21 protein-coding genes are annotated in these 25,766 nt (G+C 37.4%); all 21 read right to left on the bottom strand.

Annotated features, from left to right (window positions below; all coding sequences use genetic code 11):
- Positions 1-22: 22 nt before the first annotated feature.
- Positions 23-1,687, bottom strand: a complete 1,665-nt coding sequence (locus tag D8M05_RS02245; protein ID WP_121128234.1) for a glycerol-3-phosphate dehydrogenase/oxidase — start codon at positions 1,685-1,687, stop codon at positions 23-25.
- A gap of 158 nt (positions 1,688-1,845) precedes the next feature.
- Positions 1,846-3,339, bottom strand: a complete 1,494-nt coding sequence (glpK, locus tag D8M05_RS02240) for a glycerol kinase GlpK (protein WP_121128232.1) — start codon at positions 3,337-3,339, stop codon at positions 1,846-1,848.
- A gap of 15 nt (positions 3,340-3,354) precedes the next feature.
- A complete protein-coding gene (locus D8M05_RS02235; RefSeq protein WP_121128230.1) occupies positions 3,355-4,182 on the bottom strand; it encodes an MIP/aquaporin family protein in 828 nt (275 codons plus the stop codon).
- Positions 4,183-4,413: 231 nt separating this feature from the next.
- The gene (locus tag D8M05_RS02230; RefSeq protein ID WP_121128228.1) at positions 4,414-4,965 is read right to left on the bottom strand and encodes a glycerol-3-phosphate responsive antiterminator; all 552 of its coding nucleotides are present in this window, start codon (positions 4,963-4,965) and stop codon (positions 4,414-4,416) included.
- A 13-nt stretch (positions 4,966-4,978) separates the two neighbouring features.
- Positions 4,979-5,497, bottom strand: a complete 519-nt coding sequence (locus D8M05_RS02225) for an acyltransferase (protein ID WP_121128226.1) — start codon at positions 5,495-5,497, stop codon at positions 4,979-4,981.
- Between the two features lie 3 nt (positions 5,498-5,500).
- Positions 5,501-6,136 (bottom strand): pyrophosphatase PpaX, encoded by a 636-nt coding sequence (gene ppaX, locus D8M05_RS02220; protein ID WP_121128224.1) that lies wholly within the window; start codon positions 6,134-6,136, stop codon positions 5,501-5,503.
- The gene (locus D8M05_RS02215) at positions 6,111-7,067 is read right to left on the bottom strand and encodes a nucleoside recognition domain-containing protein (RefSeq protein WP_121128222.1); all 957 of its coding nucleotides are present in this window, start codon (positions 7,065-7,067) and stop codon (positions 6,111-6,113) included. Before D8M05_RS02215 ends, ppaX begins: the two co-directional genes overlap by 26 nt.
- Positions 7,068-7,088: 21 nt before the next feature.
- A complete protein-coding gene (gene lgt / locus D8M05_RS02210) occupies positions 7,089-7,952 on the bottom strand; it encodes a prolipoprotein diacylglyceryl transferase (protein ID WP_121128220.1) in 864 nt (287 codons plus the stop codon).
- Between the two features lie 20 nt (positions 7,953-7,972).
- Positions 7,973-8,905 (bottom strand): HPr(Ser) kinase/phosphatase, encoded by a 933-nt coding sequence (hprK, locus tag D8M05_RS02205; RefSeq protein WP_121128218.1) that lies wholly within the window; start codon positions 8,903-8,905, stop codon positions 7,973-7,975.
- 556 nt (positions 8,906-9,461) lie between these two features.
- Complete coding sequence (locus D8M05_RS02200) at positions 9,462-9,656, bottom strand: PspC domain-containing protein (RefSeq protein WP_121128216.1); 195 nt, start codon at positions 9,654-9,656, stop codon at positions 9,462-9,464.
- A 75-nt stretch (positions 9,657-9,731) separates the two neighbouring features.
- Positions 9,732-10,397, bottom strand: a complete 666-nt coding sequence (gene bshB2 / locus D8M05_RS02195) for a bacillithiol biosynthesis deacetylase BshB2 (protein ID WP_121128214.1) — start codon at positions 10,395-10,397, stop codon at positions 9,732-9,734.
- A 39-nt stretch (positions 10,398-10,436) separates the two neighbouring features.
- The gene (locus D8M05_RS02190; RefSeq protein WP_121128212.1) at positions 10,437-10,790 is read right to left on the bottom strand and encodes a YojF family protein; all 354 of its coding nucleotides are present in this window, start codon (positions 10,788-10,790) and stop codon (positions 10,437-10,439) included.
- Positions 10,791-11,058: 268 nt separating this feature from the next.
- Positions 11,059-13,932: an excinuclease ABC subunit UvrA gene (gene uvrA, locus D8M05_RS02185; protein WP_121128210.1), complete on the bottom strand. Its 2,874-nt coding sequence runs from the start codon at positions 13,930-13,932 to the stop codon at positions 11,059-11,061.
- Between the two features lie 7 nt (positions 13,933-13,939).
- Positions 13,940-15,922 carry an excinuclease ABC subunit UvrB gene (uvrB, locus tag D8M05_RS02180; protein ID WP_121128207.1) on the bottom strand — a complete coding sequence of 661 codons (1,983 nt, stop codon included), beginning with the start codon at positions 15,920-15,922 and terminating at the stop codon, positions 13,940-13,942.
- A 597-nt stretch (positions 15,923-16,519) separates the two neighbouring features.
- Complete coding sequence (locus D8M05_RS02175) at positions 16,520-17,710, bottom strand: S1C family serine protease (protein ID WP_121128205.1); 1,191 nt, start codon at positions 17,708-17,710, stop codon at positions 16,520-16,522.
- A gap of 297 nt (positions 17,711-18,007) precedes the next feature.
- The gene (locus D8M05_RS02165; RefSeq protein ID WP_121128201.1) at positions 18,008-19,477 is read right to left on the bottom strand and encodes a S41 family peptidase; all 1,470 of its coding nucleotides are present in this window, start codon (positions 19,475-19,477) and stop codon (positions 18,008-18,010) included.
- A 605-nt stretch (positions 19,478-20,082) separates the two neighbouring features.
- The gene (locus D8M05_RS02160) at positions 20,083-21,456 is read right to left on the bottom strand and encodes a murein hydrolase activator EnvC family protein (protein WP_121128199.1); all 1,374 of its coding nucleotides are present in this window, start codon (positions 21,454-21,456) and stop codon (positions 20,083-20,085) included.
- A 140-nt stretch (positions 21,457-21,596) separates the two neighbouring features.
- Positions 21,597-22,490 carry a permease-like cell division protein FtsX gene (ftsX, locus tag D8M05_RS02155; RefSeq protein ID WP_121128197.1) on the bottom strand — a complete coding sequence of 298 codons (894 nt, stop codon included), beginning with the start codon at positions 22,488-22,490 and terminating at the stop codon, positions 21,597-21,599.
- Positions 22,480-23,166, bottom strand: a complete 687-nt coding sequence (ftsE, locus tag D8M05_RS02150) for a cell division ATP-binding protein FtsE (RefSeq protein WP_121128195.1) — start codon at positions 23,164-23,166, stop codon at positions 22,480-22,482. The genes ftsX and ftsE overlap by 11 nt, the downstream gene beginning before the upstream one ends.
- A 737-nt stretch (positions 23,167-23,903) precedes the next feature.
- Positions 23,904-24,293, bottom strand: coding sequence for a cytochrome c551 (cccB, locus tag D8M05_RS02140; protein WP_121128191.1), 390 nt, complete (start codon positions 24,291-24,293; stop codon positions 23,904-23,906).
- Positions 24,294-24,569: 276 nt separating this feature from the next.
- Positions 24,570-25,671 (bottom strand): peptide chain release factor 2 gene (gene prfB, locus D8M05_RS02135; protein WP_121128190.1). Its coding sequence is split into 2 segments (ribosomal slippage): positions 24,570-25,598 and positions 25,600-25,671, totalling 1,101 coding nucleotides; the frame shifts between segments, so codons are not numbered across the junction.
- Positions 25,672-25,766 lie beyond the last annotated feature (95 nt).

Genomic DNA, 25,766 nt, shown 5'->3' with positions numbered 1-25,766 from the left:
ACGATTAACTTGTTTTTGTAGATTATTGAACGGGTGTTACTGCTTCTTGTAATAATTGGTCTAATTCTAACTTGTAGGATTCCTTCTGTTCATTGCTCCATTCAAAAACGTTAGACATGTAATTTATAACATTATCCTTGTGTGCATATACCCAATTAATATCGAAAAATAAAGCGCCTGTTCTCCGAATAAAAAAGTCAACTGGTTTATAGGTTAACTCAAATTCTATCGCATAGTGAAGGCGGGCAAAGACGATTGGATCGATATTTTCCTCTTTCGCTTTATGCTTCGTGCTTTGATATATTTCAAAGACTTTATCAACGTTTGCCCCATACTTTTGAATTAGTTCCATCGCTTCCGCCTCTTGTAAACCTAATGCTACTCCTTCTTTCACTTTGGTTTGCTTAAAATTCTCAAAGCCTTCTGATCCGCCTACTTCTCCACCAGATATCGGTAAATTTTTTGTATCCGATTTCGAATAAAGGATTCCTGCTTCTTCTTTTAATTTGTTAACAACGGTGTCGACAGCTTGTTCCGCCATTTTCCGGTAGCCTGTTAACTTTCCACCAGCCATTGATATCAACCCAGATTTAGAGATAAATATTTCATCTTTTCGAGAAATTTCACTAGGGCTATTTGCTCCTTCTTCAGCAATTAAAGGTCTAAGTCCCGCCCAACTCGACTCTACATGTTCGGCTTTAATATTTACCTCTGGGAACATATAATTAATCGCATCTAGTATATAATCACGGTCTTTTACTGTTAACAATGGATGACTAATATCACCTGTATAGGTTGTATCGGTAGTTCCGACATATGTCTTATTTTCACGCGGGATAGCAAAGATCATCCTTCCATCTGGTGTATCGAAGTAAACCGCTTGTTGCAATGGAAATACCTCTTTAGAAAATACCAAATGAACGCCTTTCGTTAAATGTAGTGACTTGCCTTGTTTCGAGCCATCAATTTCCCTTAAATCATCCACCCAAGGACCACCAGCATTAACTATTTTCTTCGCATAAATCGTATGTTTTTCTCCATTTATTTGGTCTTCTACCACTGCACCAATAACCTTATTGCTATCGTTATAAATAAATTCTACCACTTTGGCGTAGTTAATTGCATGTACACCTTTTTCAACTGCTTTTTTCATTACTTCAATCGTTAGGCGTGCATCATCTGTACGGTACTCCACATAATACCCAGCACCTTTTAAATCTTGCTTTTTTACCAATGGTTCTTTGTTTAATGCTTCAGTTGGCTTAAACATTTTACGGCGTTCACTCTTTTTCACTCCTGCTAAAAAGTCATAAACTCGTAATCCAATATTTGTAGTAAAAGGACCAAGCGTACTTCCCTTATGGAAAGGCAGCAACATCCATTCGGGAGTTGTTACATGTGGTCCATTTTCATATACAATTGCTCTTTCCTTTCCAACTTCAGCAACCATTTTCACTTCAAATTGTTGCAAGTAGCGGAGTCCTCCATGAACAAGTTTGGTCGATCTACTAGATGTTCCACCAGCGAAATCCTGCATTTCTACTAAACCTACTTTTAATCCACGAGTTACTGCATCTAACGAGATACCAGCACCAGTAATTCCCCCACCAATCACTAGTAAATCTAATGTTTCATCTTCTAATGTATTTAGTATTTCATTTCTTTTATAACTTGAAAATATAGTCATTATCATTCACTCCTCTTCATATTGAGAGAAAAAAAGAAAAACCGCAAACAAACTAATGCATAATAGCACTAGTTGCTGCGGTTTCTCCATATCTCCGTCCAATATATTAACTTGTCTTTATTATAACATACTTTTCTAGCATAGTATATACAAATTTTCTATTTAAATACTCTTGTTGCCTGTACAGCCTTTTTCCATCCTGCGTATCGCTTATTACTTTCTTCTTCTCCCATCTGATTCACAAACGTATTTTCATTCTGCCATTGTTTTGCTATCTCATTCTTGTCTTTCCAATAGCCAACAGCTAATCCTGCAAGATAGGCAGCCCCAAGTGCAGTCGTTTCTTGTACAACCGGTCGTTCTACCGGTACCCCAAGAATATCACTTTGGAATTGCATTAAGAAATTATTCTTTACCGCACCACCGTCTACACGAAGCGTCTTTAAATCAATTTCAGAATCAGCAATCATTGCATCCAATACATCTTTTGTTTGATATGCAAGTGACTCCAATGTAGCTCGTATAAAGTGTTCTTTTGTCGTTCCTCGTGTTAAACCAAATACCGCACCTCTTGCATCACTATCCCAGTAAGGTGTTCCTAGTCCAACAAAAGCTGGTACCATGTATACACCATCTGTTGAATCCACTTTCGTTGCAAAATCCTCGCTTTCCGAACTATTTTCAATAATTTTTAATCCATCACGTAACCACTGAATTGCTGATCCAGCAACAAAAATACTTCCCTCAAGCGCATATTCAACTTTACCATCAACACCCCATGCTAAAGTTGTTAGCAATCCATGTTTAGATTCTACAGCTTTTTCTCCCGTATTCATTAACATGAAGCAACCGGTACCATACGTATTTTTTGCCATTCCTTTTTCGAAACATGCTTGCCCAAAAAGTGCTGCCTGTTGATCACCAGCTATTCCGGCAATTGGAATTTCAAGACCATAGAAATGGTAATCAACTGTATTTGCATATACTTCAGAAGACTGACGAACTTCGGGTAACATGCTTTTTGGAACAGTTAGGATGTCTAATAGTTCATCATCCCATTTTAAATCGTAAATATTAAACATCAATGTTCTTGAAGCATTTGAATAGTCGGTGATATGTGCTTTTCCACCTGAAAGTTTATAGACGAGCCATGTATCTATTGTCCCAAATAATAGATTTCCGTTTTCAGCTTGTTCTCTTGCACCCTCTATATTATCGAGAATCCATTTTACTTTCGTCCCAGAAAAATATGGATCAATTAATAAACCTGTTTTTTCTCTAATTATTTTTTCATAGCCTTGTTCAGCTAATTCTTTACATATTTCCTCCGTTTGCCTTGATTGCCAAACGATTGCCTTATATATCGGTTTCCCTGTATTCTTATCCCAAACGACAGCTGTTTCGCGTTGATTTGTTATGCCGATTCCTGCTATTTGACTTGGACTTATATCTGCTTTTCGTAATACGTCAGAGATACAAGCTAAAATAGAAGTCCAAATTTCATTCGCATCATGTTCCACCCAACCTGGTTTTTGGAAAAACTGCTCAAATTCTTTTTGAGCTGTTTCTACGATTTCCCCTTGATGATTAAATAGTACTGCCCTTGAACTTGTTGTCCCTTGATCTAACGATAATATATATTTTTCACTCATTATACTCTCTCCCTTTTAGATAACCTTTTCTTCTTTTATTTCTAATGAAGCATTTTTCTTTAGTTCCATAATAACTGCTCCTACAATAAGTATGAAAACAATTGCACTTAATACCCAGAACAATACAGAGAAATCACCTAAAAACAATCCATGATAGAATACCGCACCATAAATTCCGCCCATAATCGGTCCTACTACTGGAATCCATGCATAGCTCCAATCAGAAGATCCTTTTCCTGGTATCGGAAGTAATGCATGAGCTATTCTTGGGCCAAGATCACGCGCAGGGTTAATTGCATACCCAGTTGTACCTCCTAGAGACATTCCGATAGCCACTATTAAAGCTCCAACAATTAGTGGGTTTAAACCATCTGTAAAATCATTTGCTCCAATAAACAATAATCCTAATACTAGCACGAATGTCCCAATCATTTCACTTATTAAATTGGAAAACGGACTTCTTACTGCAGGGTCTGTTGCAAATACTCCCAGCTTTGCTGCTTGATCTTTCGTCTCTTTCCAATGTGGCAAGTAATTTAAAAATACAATAACAGCACCAATAAAGGCACCAATAAATTGAGCTAAAAGATAGATTGGTACTTTAGCCCAAGGAAATTCACCTACAACTGCAAACCCCAATGTAACAGCTGGATTTACATGTGCTCCCGAAAACTCCCCTACTGCATATACAGCCATTGTTACAGCTAATCCCCAGCCAATCGTAACGACGATCCACCCGGCGCTCTCTGCCTTCGTTTTCTTAAGCACAACCCCTCCTACTACACCACCACCAAATATAATCACAATCATCGTTCCTATTAACTCTGCTAAAAACTCAGACATACGTCATTCCCCCTAGTACTATTCTGAAAGACCAATCAATATTCAGAAAACGAAAAAAAAGCCACGTCTTAAAAGCGTACTTATGATTAAGTACGATTCATACGTGGCTCTCCAAATCTCCGTCACAAACATTAACTTATTTTCAATAATACCTGTAATTGAAAACGTTGTCAATACTTTTTTATTACCCTATCAAACTGAAAAGAAATGGAGCTATCATGTTTAACACTTCTAATGTTTATAACCCCATAATTCAGTATTTGAAGTAGTTACAGCTTGGGCACCTGCATCTAATGCACCTTTTACATCATCGATACTTGAAATCAATCCACCTGCAATAATTGGGATATTGGTTTGATGATAAATTTTATCTATCATTTTTGGTATAACTCCTGGCAACACTTCAATACAATCTGGCCTGAACCTTTCTATTTGCTTCAAATTATTCTCTAAAGCTAAGCTATCCAATAAAAAAATACGCTGAATAGCTAAAAGTTTATTTTTCTTCGCTAGGTCGATTACATTTCCTCTTGTCGATAATATACCCTCTGGTTTAATTTCCCTAACTAGAAATTCCATTCCATAACTATCGGCTCTTAACCCATGAATTAGATCGAAATGAATAAGTACTTTTTTCTTTTCTCGGTTTGCATAATCAACCATACTTTTTAATTGACTTAACCTTGTGTCTAACAAAACAATCGTTTCACTAGGATCTTCTAAGGCTTTTTCAAAATCTTTCATTTTTCTAACTGCAGGCAGTACACCCGCTTGAATGACCATATCTCTATCACCTCTAAAGGAGAGAATTCTTTCTTCTTGCTTCCATCTCGTCTTTTGTATAAATAACTTTCATCGGATTACCACCTACAAAGGCACCGGCAGGGACATCTTTGTGTACAAGTGTTGCTGCCGAAACGATCGCACCATCGCCAATGGAAACACCTGGAAGAATGGTACAATTGGCACCAATCATTACTTCATCACCAATGATTACCTCACCAACACGATATTCATCAATTAAATATTCATGTGCAAGGATTGTTGTATTATATCCAATAATACTATTTCTCCCAACTGTTATCTTTTCTGGAAACATAATATCTGGTACAACCATGAAAGCGAAAGAAGTCTTATCGCCAATCCTCATCTTAAGAAAGGTACGATAAAGCCAATTTTTCACTTTCATAAACGGCGTGTACCTGGCAATTATAATAATGAGTGTATTCTTAAACACTTTAAGGAAGGAGACCGTTTTGTATATTTGCCACAAGGAATTTGCGTCATTTACAGGGTACCTGTTGGTTCTCCTCATTTTCTACTCTCCAATGATTGCGAGAAGATCTGTCATTTCTTCTAACATATAAGTAGGATTTAGCTTTAGTAGCCTATCTTTTCCTTTAAATGACCAAGCAACACCAGCAGTTCTAACTCCTGCATTTTGTCCAGATTCAATATCATGTGAGTTATCGCCAACCATAAGGGTTGTTCCCGCTTTCGCATCAAGTGCTTTCATTGCCTTTAAAACAGGCTCTGGATGTGGTTTTGGATGTGTGACATCATCTAACGAAACAATGGTGTCAAACATACCTTCTAACCCTGCTATACGGATTCCTTTTCCAACACTGTCCATCATCTTAGCTGTAACAATACCTAGTTTTATTTCACGTTTTTTTAATTCCTCCAATGTCTCTACTACTTTAGGAAAAGCCTCAACATATTGATCATGTACTTGTAAATTATGCCCGCGATACACATCAATCATTTCATCTATACGATCGGGATCAATATTTTTAAACGTTTCGTATAATGGCGGACCATTAAATTCAATGATTTCTTCTCTCGTGTAATCAAGATTATAATGATTAAACGTATGTTTAAATGACTCGATAATCAATTCATTGGTATCAATTAATGTACCATCTAAATCAAATAGTATGGTATGAATGCTCATTTGCTGCTTCCTTTCTTTTGTTATCTGCCCTATTCCAGAAAAAGGCAATGATCATTGTTAATAAGATTGCTGTCGTTAAGCGAATAATTAATAATGGTAGAACTGGAATTCCTAGTGGGATAAAGATAAGCGTATCTTCCACAACAGCATGACATGCAACAAGGAAAATAAGTGCTAACGTCATATCCTTTCTCGAAACCCCATCTTCTTTTACTGCCTGTATCATAAGTCCCGCACCATAAGCGAGGCCAATCGTCAATCCAGCAACCATCGTCATCGAAGCGTTTTTATTTATCCCTAGTAATTTCATAAAAGGAGCAAATTTATTCGATAAAGCATGTAACCATCCTTTTTCTCTAAGGATTTGCATAATGACCATAAGAGGAATCACGATTAATGCCAGCTGTCCAATCGTAATAACAGCAGTTTCTAATCCATGAAAAGCGATTTCTGTAATGCCAGTCGGTGTTGTCGCCGAGGAAGAAATGAATCCATATTGTGCTTGTTCTGCCCCACCATTCCAAAATAAGTTAATAATAATTGCAGATAATAAAGCCAACCCACCTCGAACGCTGATGATTACCCACCATTTTACGCCTACCTTTGTGGCAACAGCAGATTCAACAAATAAGTTATGACAAAACGACAGCATCATCGCCATCATAAACACTTCTTTTACGGTAAAATCAAACGATATAATGGCAGCAATCCCTGCATATAAATTCAGGAAATTACCCAAAACTAATGGCACTGCCGCTTCACCAGATAGTCCAATCAATCCCATAATTGGTTCCAACTGTTTGATAATCCAAGGCAGAACGGGAGTAAACTGTAAGATGGTCACAATTAATGTTATCGGGAAAATCACTTTACCAAGTGTCCATGTGGTCAGTGAACCTTGCTTTAGTCCTCGAATAATCATCCCAGACATCTCTATCCCCCCCTTACATACTTATTTTCGCTTTTTATTCTTCTTTTTATTTTTTGCTGATACTTTCTTCTTCGATGGTGGCAAATCATTATACCTTACCTTGGTTGTTCTTCTACGATAAATAATGATAATGATTGCAACAACAATACTTATGATAGAGATTAGCTGCGCTGTCCGAACTTCCCCAAAAACATACAGACTATCTGTGCGCAATCCTTCAATGAAGTATCTTCCAATCGAGTAACCAATGAGATACGTTAAGAACACTTCGCCCCGAATTGGATTAAATCTCCGTAATACAAGTAACAATACTAAAATAAGAACATTCCAAATTGACTCATATAAAAAAGTTGGATGATACGTTATCCCATCAATTGTCATCTGATTGATAATAAAGTCTGGGACAATATCATAAACAACAGATCCATCAGGTAGGGCGCCACCATGTGCTTCCTGGTTCATGAAATTTCCCCAGCGACCAATTGCCTGACCCAAAATAAGTGCTGGAGCAATGATATCAGCTAACTGCCAAAATTGAATTTTTCTAACACGAGAAAAAACAATCGCTGTCAGCACACCACCGATAACCGCTCCATGAATGGCTATGCCACCTTCCCAGATGGCAAATACCTTCCAAAACGGACCCTCTACGTAACGGTGCCATTCAAAAATAACGTAATAAATACGCGCAAAAATAATGGCAATTGGAACTGCGAAGACGATAAAGTCAATGATTAAATCCTTATTCAAACGTAAGCGGTCAGCTTCTTTCATCGCTATCCATAATCCTAGTGCAGCACCAGTTGCAATGATTACTCCATACCAATAAATTGTTAGTGGACCGATTTCTAGAAAAACTCGGTCTAATGGTGCAGTATATAACATGATCTAACCCCACTCTTCTCTTAGTCTTCTTTCGGTCCTTCAATCATATTTGTCAATCGCTCTGAAAATTCCTCGGCAGCATTAACACCCATCCGTTTCAAACGGAAATTCATCGCAGCAACTTCAATAATTACAGCAAGATTTCGTCCTGGCCTGACAGGAATCGTTACTTTCTGCAAGGAAACATCCATGATTTTCATCGTGTCTTCGTCCAAACCGAGACGATCGTATTGTTTTTTGGAATCCCAAATTTCTAAATTAACTGTCATGGAAATTTTCTTATGACTCCGAACTGCACCAGCACCAAAAAGAGTCATTACATTAATAATCCCTAACCCACGAATTTCCAGCATATGTTCTATTAACGGAGGTGAATTACCAATTAGCGTATCATAGTCCTCTTGTCTAATTTCCACACTATCATCCGCAACAAGACGGTGACCACGCTTTACTAATTCCAATGCTGTTTCACTTTTACCAACACCACTTTGCCCGGTAATTAGTACCCCAACACCATAGATATCAACAAGTACACCATGCACTGCAGTAAACGGAGCGAATTTTGCTTCCAAATAATTAGTTAACCTACTAATGACACGTGTCGTTTTTCTCGGTGATAATAGGATAGGAACACCTGCTTTATCAGCCGCTTCAATTAAAGCATTCGGAACGGCCATGCCTCTCGAGATTACAATTCCAGGAGTCACATCGGTACATAACTTCTCGGCCCTTATTCGCTTTTCCTCTTCTGTGAGGTCTAAGAAATAAGTCATTTCTGTTTTTCCAATTAATTGCAAACGTTCTTTCGGATAATATTTAAAATATCCAGTCATTTCAATCCCTGGACGTGAAATATCACTCGTAATAATTTCTCTATGTACACCATCTTCTCCCGCAACAAGGGTTAAATTAAAATTGTCTAATAAATCTTTTGTACGTACCATTGAACCCATAGGAAATTTAAGTCCTCCTTTAACTACGCTAACTGCTATTCATTGTAGCACAAAACTCGTAGGCGATACACCTACGAGTTTTACTTGGGAATTATTTTTAGATTGTTTTAATAACTCTACTGGTTTATCTCTACAATTGATATAAAATGCGCAATAAGTGCTTTGTTGATTTCCGCTCCGGGCAGCCAGTACGCGCACCTTAGGGCACGGCCTCAGCCTCCAAAGAAGCAAAGAACGCTTCTTCTGGAGTCTTCGGACACGTGCTTTTCCCGCAGGAGTCGACTGGCTGCCCTCCGCTCCAATCAACTATGATAATAGTGCTAAACCATGATTTATTTGAGTAAAGAGCAATTAGTAGTGGAGGAAACACACGCAGACTCCTGCGGGAGGATAGGCCTAGGTGAGACTACGTAGTGCCTTAGCACGGAGGAGGCTCACCAGCCGCCCTAAGGTGCGCGAAGTGTGTTTCCGGAACGGCGTGATTAAGCAAATCTCTTTAAATTTACGTCGCATTTTATATCAACTACTCATTAAATCTTATTAAACAGCAGCTATTTTAATAGATATCCACATCATTAGGAATAATAAATACTGCTACCAAATAAACAATTAAAAATGTGAAAAAACTAGGAATTAACAGGATAACAAATATCAAACGCAAAATCGTTGCATCGATGTTAAAGAATTCTCCCAAACCACCTAATACTCCAGACAACATGCGATTTGATGTAGACCTATACAGACGCTTCATATAGCTTCCTCCCTTTTAATCTCTAGTTTATATACGTTTTATCATTGTATAAAGATTCACTTACGACAAAGTCGATTAAAATTCCCACGTATAAAAGACTTCATCACTTAAATTCTTCTTCGCTAATTCTTTTATATCCATTTGCTCATCAGGGTTATTTTGTTGTTGCCTGATTACTCCCTGTGCTTGTGAAGCATGTGCGAAGATAGCTTCTACTTTCTTATCATAAAAATCACTAATGTCATTCACTATATCAGGGTTTCCTAAATCTTCTAACGTATTTCTTGAAAAACCCTGTGCCCAAACTACAGGACGCTCGTCAGGTTCAATCAATCGTACCGCTTCAATCGTAGCCGCTCCTAATGCATTATGATCAGGATGAACAGCGTATTCAGGATAATGCGTGATGACTAGACTTGGTTTAATTCTATCTAAATATTCTTTTAGATGATTCGCTACTTGCATTCTATCCTCAAATTCAATCGTCTTATCACGATATCCTAACATTTCTAACTTCACATCCAAGATATTGCAAGCATTAATTAATTCTTTTTTCCTAACAGCTTGCAGTGTTTCTCTATTTGCAAAGGTGGGATTCCCCATATTTCTTCCCATTTCACCTAACGTACCACATAAATAGGTTACCGGAACACCCTGCGCTCGAAATTTAGCAATCGTACCAGCCGCCCCAAATGATTCATCATCTGGATGCGGGAATATAACTACAACATGACTTTCCATCTTATCACCATTCCTTAAACGTTAGAATCCAGAATACATTTAGTACCTAAATGGTTTTTCACTAATTTCTAGTGAAACCATTAAGCGTCCTTCGCGATCATGCCCAGCCATTAATAATTGCTCATTTTCGTGTATGACCCAATCCGTTAAGCCTTCCGCATAAATCCAGCCCATTTCCATTTTTAGACCAACACGATATGACTTTCCATCACCTACTATTTTGGCTTGATTATAGAAAACTTTCGCATTTCGTATAAATGCTCCAACATTGTAGGCCGCATTATTTACATGGCTTGCATATGCCCCATTTGTTGTTTCCAAATGGACATAGACTTCTTTATCTTTAAATATATCTAGCATTTGTTGAACCTTTTCCACTTCAATCGGTTTCATAAGCTTTCCTCCAATACCTAGTAATTTCACTCTACCTAACAGGTGAATTTTAGTCAAAAATTATATACTGCTTTGGAGATATTTGATTAATGATTGCACTTTTACTGGCGATGGGGCATCCTCTTACATGAATATCCAGATTTATGAGTGGTAAACTCAATATATAAAGCAGTAAACATAGTGTAATAAGCATTGTACGATTAGGAGCACACACTCCTTCTTATAAAAAAACAGCAAACCATACGCCTCATGGTTTGCTGCATCTGTTCTATCTTACTGTCTCCTTCTCAGCAACGAATTTCTCCATTCGCTTCCTATCTCGTTCCAAAACACTCTTTAAATAGCGGCCGGTATAAGAAATGTCTGCTGCTTCGGCAATTTTTTCGGGAGTACCTGTAGCAACAATTGTCCCACCTTGATCGCCACCTTCTGGTCCTAAATCAATGATATGATCAGCCGATTTTATCACATCTAAATTATGCTCAATAATCAATACCGAATCACCATTATCAGCAAGTCTTTGCAGGACAGATAACAGACGTTTAATATCATCCGCATGTAGTCCTGTTGTTGGTTCATCTAATATATAAAACGTTTTTCCAGTAGAACGCTTATGCAGCTCACTTGCCAATTTAACGCGTTGCGCTTCTCCACCAGATAAGGTTGTAGCTGGTTGGCCAAGCTTAACATACCCTAACCCAACATCTGCAATCGTTTGGATTTTTCGCTTAATTTTAGGAATCAGCGCAAAGAATTCTAACGCCTCTTCTACTCGCATATCTAGCACATCTGAAATGCTTTTCCCTTTATATTTAACTTCTAGGGTTTCTCGGTTGTAACGTTGGCCATGACACACTTCACATGGGACATACACATCAGGTAAGAAATGCATCTCAATTTTGATGATTCCATCTCCACGACATGCCTCACAGCGCCCACCTTTCACATTGAAGCTAAAACGTCCTTTTTTATATCCACGAACTTTCGCTTCATTTGTCTGGGTAAAAACATCACGGATATCATCAAACACACCTGTATATGTAGCAGGATTCGAACGTGGTGTACGACCAATTGGTGATTGATCAATGTCGATTACCTTATCAATATGTTCCAGGCCTTTTAGCGCTTTATATTTACCAGGTTTGTGTTTTGCACGATATAGCTCTTTTGACATTGTTTTATAAATGATTTCATTTACTAAAGTACTTTTTCCAGAACCAGAAACGCCTGTAACGACTGTCATTAACCCGATTGGAATTTTTACGGATACATTCTTTAAATTATTTTCCGTTGCACCAATGACTTCAATATAACGTTTGTCTGCTTTTCTTCTTTTCGTTGGCAAAGGGATAAATGCCTTTCCTGATAGATATTTCCCAGTAATCGAAAGTTCATTTTTCATCACATTCTTTGGTGTATCACTTGCGATCACTTCTCCACCATGTTCACCAGCACCTGGACCAATATCAATGAGCCAATCTGCGGCAAGCATCGTATCTTCGTCATGTTCAACAACGATTAGGGAATTATCCATATCCCGCATCCGTTTCAATGTATCAATTAACCGATCATTATCTCGTTGGTGGAGGCCAATTGATGGCTCATCCAGTACATATAGGACACCAGTTAATGCAGAACCAATTTGTGTTGCTAATCGTATGCGCTGTGCCTCCCCACCAGAAAGCGTACCAGCTGCTCTTGACAAATTGAGGTATTCTAAGCCAACATTGTTTAAGAACTCCAGACGATTGTTAATTTCCTTTAAAATCAATTTTGCAATTTGTCTTTCTTTCTCCGTTAAACTCACATTGTTAAAAAATTCTATTGCTTTAATCACGGAGAATTCCGTGACATTTGTGATATGTAATCCATCAATTCTCACTGCTAAAGCTTCTTCTTTTAGACGGTGTCCCTTACATTTTGGACATTTCTTTACTGCCATATATTTTTCTAACACTTCACGCGTATAATCAGAGGAAGTTTCATTGAAACGTCTGTTAATATTATTTAATACACCTTCAAATATAATATCGGTGTCATGTATTTTTCCCCAGTCATTCTTATAATGAAAATGAATTTTTTCCTTACCACTTCCATATAAAATCTTATCTAACTGATCTTTCGGAAGGTCCTTAACAGGCGTATCCATATCGATATGAAAATGGTCACAAACACTTTTCAATAGTTGTGGGTAGTATTTTGAGCTAATTGGTTCCCAAGGGGCAATGGCACCTTCATTTAACGATTTCTCCCAATCTGGTATGACTAAATCAAGGTCAACCTCTTGTTTGGTACCTATACCATCACAGGATGTACAAGCACCGAAAGGACTGTTAAACGAAAATAACCTTGGCTCCAACTTCCCAATGGAGAATCCACAGATTGGACATGCATGATTTTCACTAAAAATTAGCTCTTCTTCGCCCATTACATCAACAATAACATTTCCTTCACCTAAGCTAAGCGCAGTCTCAAGAGAGTCGCTTAATCTTCCCTCTATCCCTGGTTTCACGACAATTCGATCCACCACAACCTCAATGGAATGCTTTTTGTTCTTGTCCAATTTAATTTCATCTGTTACTTCCATCATTTCCTTGTCAACGCGAATACGAACAAATCCTTCTTGTTTAAGCGTTTCAAGAACCTTTACATGCTCGCCCTTTCGCCCAGAAATAACAGGGGCTAATAGTTGCATTTTTGTTCGTTCAGGATAATCCATCATTCGATCAACCATTTGCTGTATGGTTTGTGACGTAATTTCAACTCCATGTTTCGGACATATCGGTCGTCCAGCTCTTGCAAAGAGTAGACGTAAGTAATCATAGATTTCTGTTACCGTTCCAACGGTTGACCTAGGATTTTTGCTTGTTGTCTTTTGGTCAATTGCGATTGCAGGGGAAAGCCCATCAATGGCATCGACATCTGGTTTGTCCATTTGACCTAAAAATTGTCTTGCATAAGCAGAGAGTGATTCAACATATCTGCGCTGCCCCTCTGCATAAATCGTATCAAAAGCTAGAGATGATTTACCAGATCCAGACAGTCCAGTAACGACAACAAGTTTATTTTTAGGGACTTTTAAGTTAATATTTTTTAAATTATGTGCTCTCGCTCCCTGTATATTTATATATTTCGTAGACATTGCTTAATCACGCTCCCGCTTTTAATTCAAATATAATGTCACGAAGCTCTGCTGCTTTTTCAAAGTCAAGCGCTTTTGCAGCTTCCTTCATTTCTTTTTCCATTTGTTCGATCACTTTTACTTTTTCTTCTTTCGATAATGATCCTAGGCTCTTTGTTTTTCCTTCATATTTTTCAGTGTCTTCTGCTGCTACGGTCGCACGAATCACATCGCGAACCTCTTTAATAATCGTTTTTGGTGTAATATCATGTTCTTTATTATAAGCAATTTGCTTTTCCCGTCTACGATACGTTTCATCAATTGCCTTTTGCATCGAGTCTGTGACTTTATCCGCATACATAATGACTTGTCCGTTTGCATTACGTGCAGCACGACCAATTGTTTGAATTAACGAACGTTCGGAACGGAGGAATCCTTCTTTATCTGCATCTAGAATTGCTACAAGTGAAACTTCTGGAATATCTATACCTTCCCGAAGTAAATTAATTCCGATTAATACATCATACTTCCCAACTCTTAGGTCTCGAATAACTTCTATTCGTTCTAATGTTTTAATCTCAGAATGCAAGTAGGCAACTTTTATACCGATTTCTTTTAAATAATCTGTTAGATCCTCCGACATTTTCTTTGTTAATGTTGTGACTAAGACACGCTCATTACGATCTGCCCGTTTATTAATTTCTCCTATTAAATTGTCGATTTGCCCATCTATTGGACGAACTTCAATCTCTGGATCCAATAAGCCAGTCGGACGTATAATTTGCTCCGTCATTTGCGGCGTATGTTCCAATTCATATGGCCCAGGTGTGGCAGATACGAAAACAAGCTGGTTAGCTTTTTTATCAAATTCATCAAATGTTAGTGGTCGATTATCCAATGCTGAAGGAAGCCTGAAACCATAATCGACTAATACTTGTTTTCTAGCTTGGTCACCATTATACATTCCTCTAATTTGCGGCAAGGTAACATGCGACTCATCAATAACAATTAATGAATCCTCTGGAAAATAATCAAGCAATGTATATGGTGTAGCTCCAGCTTCTCTTAAGGTTAAATGACGCGAATAATTTTCTATACCAGAACAAAATCCCATTTCCCGCATCATTTCTAAATCATAGTTTGTTCGCTGCTCTAACCGTTGTGCTTCAAGTAGCTTATTTTCCGAACGTAATGCTGTTAATCTCTCTTCCAACTCTTTTTCGATATTTTTAATTGCAATTTTCATTTTCTCTTCACCAGTTACGAAGTGGGAAGCTGGGAAAATTGCTACATGCTCTCTATCTCCAATGATTTCACCTGTTAGAGCATCAACTTCACGTATTCGATCAATTTCATCACCAAAAAATTCTACACGAACACAGTGTTCTTCTCGTGATGCTGGAATAATCTCGACTGAATCTCCACGTACGCGGAATGTACCACGCTGAAAATTCATATCATTTCTATCATATTGTATATCCACCAAATCCCGTAATAACCTATCACGGTCTTTTTCCATTCCCATCCTTAACGAGAGAACTTGATTTCCATATTCTTCAGGAGAACCTAAACCATATATACAAGAAACACTAGAAACAATTAATACATCTTTTCGTTCAAACAAGGAAGATGTTGCAGAGTGACGCAATTTATCTATCTCGTCATTAATACTAGCGTCCTTCTCAATAAATGTATCTGTAGATGGTACATATGCTTCTGGTTGGAAATAATCATAGTAACTAACAAAGTATTCTACTGCATTATTCGGGAAAAACTCCTTAAATTCACTATACAATTGGCCTGCAAGTGTTTTGTTATGTGCAATGACTAACGTTGGCTTATTTACCTCTTTCACTACATTCGAAATCGTAAATGTCTTACCAGTACCTGTTGCACCAAGGAGTGTTTGATGTCTTTTACCAGCTAGAATATTATTTGTAATTTCTTCAATCGCTTGTGGTTGATCACCAGCAGGCTGATACTTTGATACAAGTTCAAATTTATTATCCATGCTCTCGCCTCCGTTCAAAACTTCTTCCTTTATTTTACCATACTATTGTTCTATATTAACAGAATTACGAACGAATATTCTATTTTTCTTCAAGTTGATTACTATTGGATTATTTCATTTACTACGCAAAATGTATAAACTGTTGATTTCTTTAATTAAGGATAGTCTTAAACAGCCGTTCCGGAAACACACTTCGCGCACCTTAGGGCGGCTGATGAGCCTTCTTCGTGCTAACGCACTACGGTGTCTCATCTAGGTCGCTCCAGAAGTCTACGTGTCTTTCCTCCACTACATATTGCTCTCTACTCAAATAATGTCATAGTTTAGCACTGATAAAATAGTTGATTGGAGTGGAGGGCAGTCGACTCCTGCGGGAAAAGCACGTGTCTGAAGACCCCGCAGTGAGCGGTCTTTGCTCGCGAGGAGGGCTGAAGCCGTGCCCGCGGAAAGCGTACTGCACGTAGCGGAAATCAACAAAGCACTTACGCAGAAGTTTATATCGATAACAACAACTACGAATGAGCTTTCTTTCATCCTATTATTTTACCCATAAACTCTACAAAAAGACTCCTATCTACCTGATAGGAGTCTTTTTGTTTAATTTGCCTTTTTCTTATCCATTCGATATGGCTTGTCAGCAAACACGAAGCCTAACTCATGGTGGTCTCCTTCATACATTGCTCCTTGTACGAAGCGCACTTCACTTGAATCATCTAGGACATCTAATTTAAAATATGCACCACTATCATGTAAAGCAATGTAAAATTCATCCTCATTATTAATTTTCCTACCATTTACTTTTACGATCGTTTCCCCAACAAAAACATCCAATCGTTCAGCAGTTGTCCCAGGAATGATACTTAGTATTTTAAGGCCATCATTTTCTGGATGAAAATAAGGTGTTCTTCCTAGATCTCCCACACGAAAACGATACCGAATATATTCTTTTCCAATGATAGCTAGTAAGATAGCAACAACGGATAACCAAGGAAGTATCATACTCGTGAAGGCAATTACCGTTACGAACAATGCTAATAAAAGGATAGCATTTGCTAGGTGTTTTGCAGCCAGCTTTGGCAAACGCCCTCTAACAAGAAAGTCCGTACCAATCAAAAACGGAAAAAGAAGTAAACTAAACGATTCTTCTCCCATCGACAGAGTTGGCCAGTAAGGTTCAAATGGACCAATCATTCCAGTTGGTATGAAAGTAAAAAAAGGAATAAATGCTACTCTTTTCACTCGATGTTGTCCAATCCAAATTCCACGACTACTTAACGTCAAACTAGGAAACGACCCATTTCTCTTAGTACCTCGAATGAGATACGATTCAACAACTAAAAATAATCCTAGCAAAATAGACAAAGCTGTAAAATTAGATTTTGAAAATAAATTCTCATTTAATATCGTTTGATTTCCCATCAATAATGGTAAAACTAATAACAAAAGATACGTAATACCTATCGTGTAAGCAGCTGAAAGCGTACTAAAGTTTAGGGTCAAACTAAGAAGAATTATTACAACGCTTAATAGTATGAAGGTTTCATAAGTAAAAACCATTCCAGACGCCAAAGAAACGACGGAAATAAGTAAACCTGCAATGAGTGAAATTCCCCAAGTATGCTTCCATTCTGAGAATATATCAAAGACTTTCGAACCAAAATCTTGTCTTTCCTTTTTTATTCTTTTTAATCCAGCAAACAAAACTAAAAAGATAGCCCAATAAACCAATGGATTTAAAAATAACCTTCCTATACCTTTTCCTACTTCAACCAACCATTGTTCTATCATTTAAATCACCTTCCATACACACAGATGCGAAGTGAATTCTGCGCCAATTAAGAAGTTTTACTTTACCTAAATAACATTATTCGATATTCGCAAAGCTTTCTCCTGCTTGATAGTATAAGTATACCAAATATTTATAGAAGATGTTCAAAAAGTCTAGTAAAAATGGGACAGCAAATTTCTGACATCCAATTATCAAAAACAACTCGTTTAGACATATTTCGATTAAAAAAGGAAATTCTGCAAGTTTCCTTACAAAATTTCCTTTTCGCATTTATTATATTTCCCGGGCTATATTGGCTATTTGTAAAGCTCTTCTAATGCAATTTCCAATTGACTGTCATTCTCTCCATTGCGGATTGTTTCGACAACTTTCGCCTCTATCAAACCTGCTGTTTTCTTATCCACAACTCCAGTAGCCTCTATTTCATTATCCGTTTGGAATGCTCTAACGGCCTCTTCTGTTTCTTTACTGAAATAGCCATCCATCCTACCTGTATCATAACCCAATCCATCTAACATCACTTGCATGTTTTCAATTGAATCGTCTGATTGATCATATTCCAACGGCTCTTCAATAATAATTGGGTTCGCATAGTAATAATCTGGCTGACTCGCTTCTATTGTTGGTTCAACACCGACTTCATTTATCCATTCTCCATTTGGTGAAAGCCATTTATTTGTTGTTAACTTAATGGAGCTTCCATCTCCCATTGGAACAGCCTGTTGTACCGTACCTTTCCCGTAACTTGTTTTACCAACGACATCATAACCCATTTCCTTCATTGCAACGGCTAAAATTTCAGAAGCCGATGCACTACCTTCATCAATTAGAACACTTACTGGATACCCTTTCTTCTCTGAAAGCTTGGAATAGAGTGGTGTTTTATTTCCATTGGCATCCTCAATTTGTAAATATGGCGTATCTTCCGGAACAAATAATCCTAACATCTCTTCGATAACGTTTAGAAGGCCACCCGGATTTCCACGGACATCGATTACTAATCCTTCAATCCCCTCATCTTCTAAGGCATTAAGCTGTGTTTCAAATTCTGTAAAAGTTTGCTCAGAGAAATTTGTAATCTCAATGACTCCAGTTTGTTTTCCTTCTACTGTTTCTACTTCACTATAAACTGTTTCAACAGGTATCTCATCGCGAACAATGGTTACTTCAAACGGTTCTGTTGCATCTGCACGTACAATCTCTAACACAACTTCAGAACCTTTTTCCCCACGAATCTTTGCAACGGCTTCATTTAAATTCAATCCTTGTAAACTTTCTCCATCTACTGTTAATACTTGATCATTTGGGCGTAAACCTGATTTTTCAGCTGGTGAATCTTTAATTGGTGCAACGATTGTAACGACCCCATTTACCATGCTCACCTCAGCACCAATACCTTCAAACGATGATTCAATTTGTTCGTTAAATTGATCCATTACTTCTACATCCATGTAAGAACTATGCGGGTCTTCAAGTGTTGTAAGCATCCCTTCAATAGCACCCTCAATTAATTGTTTATCTGGAGTATCCTCAATATAATTATTTTGTATTAATGTATAGGCCTGTGCAATTTTCATTAAATTACTTGGTAGTTCCGTATCATTTTGCTTTTTTGGATCATCACTTTCTTCACCGATATTGCTCGATAATTGTTCTGAAACAGCTTCATTTGGTTCTGCTAACTTTACACCAGTAAATGCACCAGCAAAACCTAACAATAGAGCTGCAATGAGTATAAGCACAATTTGCGACTTTTTCAAATTCATTTTTCCACCTCAGTTTATTTAGCCAATTATTTTCAGTTTAATATAGAAAAGCATACCATTATCTCTTCCAACTGACCATGATTTTACCTGTAAATTTCGAAAAAAGGCATTGTAACAGCTTTCTTGTGTGAACTGAATAGTATATTAAGCTACTTCTTGGAGTATTTGTTATCTTCTCGGGATATATGATTGTTTCTCGGGATATATGCTTTCTTCTCGGGATATACGCTCGCTTCTCAGGATATTTATTTTCTTCTCGAGATATACGCTCGCTTCTCAGGATATTTATTTTCTTCTCGGGATATACGCTCGCTTCTCAGGATATATATTTTCTTCTTGGGATATATGATTGTTTCTCCGGATATTTATTTTCTTCTCGGGATATTCGCTCGTTTCTCGGGATATACGCTTTCTTCTCAGGATATTCGCGCGTTTCTCAGGATATACGCTCGCTTCTCAGAATATACACTCGTTTCCTAGATTATACAGCTCTGCTTCATCCACACTTAATTCAATTATAAATCCAATCAATAAAAATACCCCTAAAAGTTAGATTTTTCCGTCCGTCCAACTTTTAGGAGTATATCAGCTATGTTTATTCGATCTTATTTCAAATATGGGAGTGGATTTACTGGATTTCCATATCCGCCAAGATGCACTTCGAAGTGCAGATGCGGTCCAGTTGAGCCTCCTGTATTACCAGTTGCACCAATTGCTTGCCCTTGTGAAACTACCTGACCAACTGATACATTCACTCGGCTTAAATGTGCAGAGACCGTTGTATAGCTTTGTCCATTAATATTATGCGAAATCATAATGACATTACCAAAGCTACCAAGCCATCCCGCCCGGAAAACAACCCCGTCAGCAGGTGCAACTAATGTTGTTCCAGTACCAACAGCAAAGTCCGTTCCAGCATGAAGTCTATTTACGTTATGAATTGGATGAAATCTCATCCCGTAATGGGAAGAGATTCTTCCATTTGCTGGCAAGATAAAAATTCCATTTGGATTTCCAGTGGAAGCTTGTGTAGTTGGTTCACTAGAATTATTTGATTCTGCCGCCTTATTTGCAGCTTCTTGTCTTTCTTTTTCTTCTTTTGCAAGTTGTTCTAGATCACCTTTTTTACTTTCAGCTAACGCCAATGCCTTTTGCTTTGCGGCAGCCTCCGCATTTAATACTGATTGCTCTTCTTCATAACTTAAGATAATCTCTTCTAAATGTGCTTCTTCTTCCTCTAACTGCGCCATTAATGTTTCTCTTTCAGCCATCTGTTCATCTAATTGCTTTTTTAATGCTATTAACTCTTCTTTTTGTGCTTCTAAAGCAACTTTATTATCTTCTACTTCTATCTTCTTCGTTTCAACTTCTTCTTTATTTGCTTCAAGCACTTTTTTATCTTGAGCCTGTTGTTCCATAATGTCTTTATCTTGTCCCATAATAGTTGTTACAGAAATTGTTCTACTAATAAAATCACCAAAGCTCTTTGCACCAAAGATAACTTCCATATATTTCATATCTCCACCATTTTGTTGAATGGAGCGCAAGCGATCTTTCAAAAGGGCATCTCGTTTTTTAATCTTTTCTTCTAATGCTTTAATCTCTTTCTTTAATTCCTCTATTTGATTCTTTAAATCTTCTATTTCCTTATTTGTTGCTTCTATTTCATTTTCTTTCGTTGCAATATCATTTTTTGTAGTTGTTAATTGTTGGTCAATATCATTGATTTCTTCTTTAACTGTTTTTTGTTTTCCTTGATTTTCTTCTATCTTTTTGTTTGTGTCAGCCTTATTGTTTTCAACATCTGATTGTTTTTCTTCAATTTGTTGTTTCTCTTGTTCAAGTGCTTCTTTTTCTTTTTCTACTTCTTTAATATTTTCGTTAATTTCATTTAATGATTCAGCAGAGACAATGCCTGTTGAACTAGCAGAAGTGAGTATTATCACTGTCGTTAACAAAAAAATAAAACCCTTTTTCATCTTGTTCATCCCTTCTTCCGCTTTAAAATAAATCGAGTCATTCTGTTATGTACCACCATATTAGCCTAGTAGACTCCTAAATACGAAGCGAGTTTACTAGGCTATATGTGTATTAAAAGGTTTGTTCTCGTAATGCTTCATTATACTTTTAAGAATTTACGCACACTCATCACACTACCCCATACACCAATAATTGCTCCAATTGCTATAACGATTAGTGCAAGTTGCCAAGCAAATGGGTTAAAAGGTAGAATTTCTACAAAGCTAAAGGATATTGATCCTGATACGCTCGAATCCAAATAATAGTATCCTACTAATATACTAATTATCGGTATTACAGATCCTAAAACCCCAAGCAGTAATCCTTCAATAAAGAATGGCCATCGAATAAAACCATTTGTCGCTCCCACTAACTTCATAATTCCAATTTCCGTACTACGTGCCATAATTGTAATTTTGATTGTATTGGAAATCAGGAAAATTGCCGTAAATACGAGCGCAACAATTAGTACCAACCCTATTGTTCTAGCATAATTATTAAATTGGAACAACTGCTCAACAACATCTTTACCAAACACTACTCTATCGACATGGTTAAGTGCAGTAATTTCGTTTGCAATTGTTTCAGTGTTTTGAGGATCAGTTGCTCGAACAACATAAACATGATTTAGCGGATTATCTTGTTCAAACATTTGCCAAGCATTACCTTGATCACCCATGCCTGATATTAGACTTTCAAGTTCCTCATCATTTGACGAGAACACAACCGTATCCACACCATCTATTTGTTTGAGTTGTTCCCCTAAAGCGAGAACATCTTCCTCTGTTGCTGTAAGGTCGATTAACGTTTTTATCTCAACATCATCTTCAATGTTTACAGCCATTTCATTAAGGTTTAACATTAATGCAAGAAATGCAGCCACTAAAATCAAAGTTGTCGTTACAGCACCAATTGACGCTACTGTCATCCATCCATTTCGTATAATATTCTTACTACCAACTTTTAAATGACGTGTTAAGGTTCTAAACTTCATAACCGTATTCTCCTCGATGTTCATCTCTAACGATTAGTCCGCTTTCGATAGCTATAACTCTTTTCTTAAATCTATTAACGATAGATTTACTATGTGTTGCCATCAGAACGGTTGTACCACTTGCATTTATCGATTCAAATGTTTTCATAATCTCTAAAGATGTTTCTGGATCTAAATTCCCTGTAGGCTCGTCTGCAATTACAATCTTGGGATGATTAATAATTGCACGTGCAATGGATACACGCTGTTGCTCTCCACCAGATAGCTCATTCGGAGTAAATCGTGCTTTGTTTTTTAAACCAACCGTTTCTAGAACTTCCATCACACGTTTACGGATATTGCGGGGAGATTCTTCAATAACCTCAAGTGCAAATGCGATATTTTCATAAATTGTCATTTTCGGTAATAATTTAAAATCCTGGAACACTACACCGACATTTCTGCGAAAGAAGGGAATCTCTTTTTCTTTTATTTCCATTAAATCATAATTATTAATCATAATTTTTCCACTTGAAGGTTTTTCTTCACGGTACATTAATTTAACAAATGTCGATTTACCAGCTCCACTGGGACCAACAATGTATACAAATTCACCTTGATCTATTTTTACGTTCACTCCGTTTAGAGCTGTAACTCCATTTGGATACGTTTTATATACATTTTCCATTTCTATCATAAAATAATCACCTTTATAAATAGTTTTACTTACACGAACTTCTGTCAAATGATGAATAATTACCACACATTTTATAAAATAGATGTGGTTTTTCGTCAATCTTTTTCCATTATAACATTTTTCGCCAAGATTTTTAGACAAATATTATTACATTTATGTTTCATTGATGGTAATTATGTAAAATGATTGAAATTATGAGAGGTTTGTTATAGAAAGGCTGTTTTGTCATAAAAGATATAAAGTGTTGATTTCTTTAATTCAGTATAGTGAGAAGTACGTCGTTCCGGAAACACACTTCGCTTTCCGCAGGCGGCTGATGAGCCCCCTTCGTGCTGACGCACTACGGTGTCTCATCTAGGCCTCTCCTCCTGCAGGAGTCTACGTATGTTTCCTCCACTGGGTTTGCATTATTCAATTTTGCAATATGATTACTGTATAATGATGGTTGATTGTAGCGGAGGGCAGTCGACTCCTGCGGGAAAAGCACATGTCCGAAGACTCCAGAAGAAGCGCTCTTTGCTTCTTTGGAGGCTGAGGCCGTGCCCTAAGGTGCGCGTACTGGCTGCCCGGAGTGGAAATCAACAAAGCACTTACTGCGCATTTTATATCAACTGTGAAGTAACACAACTAAAAGGAGAATATCACAAAATACAGCGGACTTTTCAAAAACACATTATCAGAGAATGAAAAAAAGCTTATCTCGCATACAAGCGAAACAAGCCCTTTCAAAGTTAATGTTATTTTTGTTCAGCTAACCATGCTGATAGGTTATCTAAATCTTCACCTTCAACTGGTTGAGGCTGCATCGTTCCCTTACCGTTTGTAACGATATCAGCAATATCTTCTGCTGAGTATTTTGATCCAGCTTTTGTTAAATTAGGACCTGCACCGCCTGAAAGATCAGCACCATGACACATTGCACAGCTATTTGCGTATACTTCCTCACCAGCAGCCGTATCTACTGTACCACCTTCAGCAGCATCGTCAGTGCCTTCATCTGCTGGTTCTTCTGTTGCAGTATCGCCAGTATCAGCTGGTTCTTCTGAAGCCCCTTCGTCATCTCCGCCACCACATGCTGCCAGAGCAAGGACCATTGCAAATAATACCGCTAATAAGCTTTTTTTCATGTGAAAATCCCCCTAACCATTATAATGTAAGTTCTACACCATCTATTATACCCTTAATCATTTTTTTTAAAATAGCACTTTCATTCACTATAAATGAATAAAAGCCTACTATATCAATGTATACAGATGGTTTATGGCAAATTTATGAAATAATGGTAGGAAATGGGATATTATCCATTTTTTTGTAAAAACTTTCTTGATCGTATTTATATAAAAACACTTGTAAATCTCTATTTGAATTACAAGTGTTTTTAACCAGCGTTATATTTTTATTGCTTACTTTATTTGCAGTCTTAAATATGCATCAATAAATGGATCCAATTCCCCATCCATAACAGCTTGTGTATTTCCTATTTCCCTATTGGTACGATGATCCTTCACCATGGAGTATGGATGGAACACATAAGAACGAATTTGACTTCCCCAACCAATTTCCTTTTGTTCCCCACGTATTTCTGCAAGTTCTTGTTGCTGTTTTTCAATTTCTAACTGATAAAGTTTTGATTTTAGCATTTTCATTGCTGCTTCGCGGTTCTTTATTTGTGACCGTTCATTTTGGCAAGTAACGACAATATTCGTAGGAAGATGGGTCAGTCGGATTGCTGAGTCAGTTTTGTTAATATGCTGCCCACCAGCACCACTTGCCCGGTATGTATCAATTTTGATATCTTCTTGTCTAATATCAATATCGACATCATCATCCATTTCCGGTGTAACATCGCAGGATACAAATGATGTATGACGTCTTCCTGACGAGTCAAAAGGAGAAATACGAACTAGTCGATGTACCCCTTTTTCCGCTTTTAAGTACCCATACGCATTATGACCTTTGATTAGCAATGTTACACTTTTCACCCCAGCCTCTTCACCAGGTAAATAATCAATCGTTTCCACTTTAAAACCCTTATCCTCTGCCCAACGTTGATACATGCGCAAAAGCATACTAGCCCAATCCTGTGATTCTGTTCCACCTGCACCAGGGTGTAATTCTAGAATAGCATTTTTCGCATCATAGGCTTCACTTAATAAAAGCTGCAGTTCAAATGCATTCACATCTTTCAGGAATGACTGTAATTCAGCCTGCAGATCATCAAAAAGCTCCTGATCATTTTCTTCCTTTACAAGTTCATAAGAAACTTCCATGTCCTCATATCTGCTCTCCATATTGTTGAAAGAAGTCGTGAGCTCTTTAAGTTGATTTGATTCATTAATAACGGTTTGCGCCTTGTTTTGATCATCCCAAAATCCAGGTTCTGTCATTACCTGCTCGAGTTCTTTGAGACGCTCCTCCTTTGTTTCTAAGTCAAAGAGACCCCCTAAAGTCTTCAACTCGTACTGCTATTTTATCTAATTCATTTTTAATATCTGCTAATTCCATATCAGTCACCTCTTGTTTTTCAGTAAGGAATCCAGGACACAACTAAAGTGTATATTAGTATAACCGAACTATTACTACCTTAGCGGAGGAAATAT

It is taken from the genome of Oceanobacillus bengalensis (genome assembly GCF_003628445.1).
In the GTDB taxonomy this organism is placed as follows: Bacteria; Bacillota; Bacilli; order Bacillales; family Amphibacillaceae; genus Oceanobacillus; species Oceanobacillus bengalensis.
This window is presented reverse-complemented; position numbering and strand designations above follow the sequence as displayed.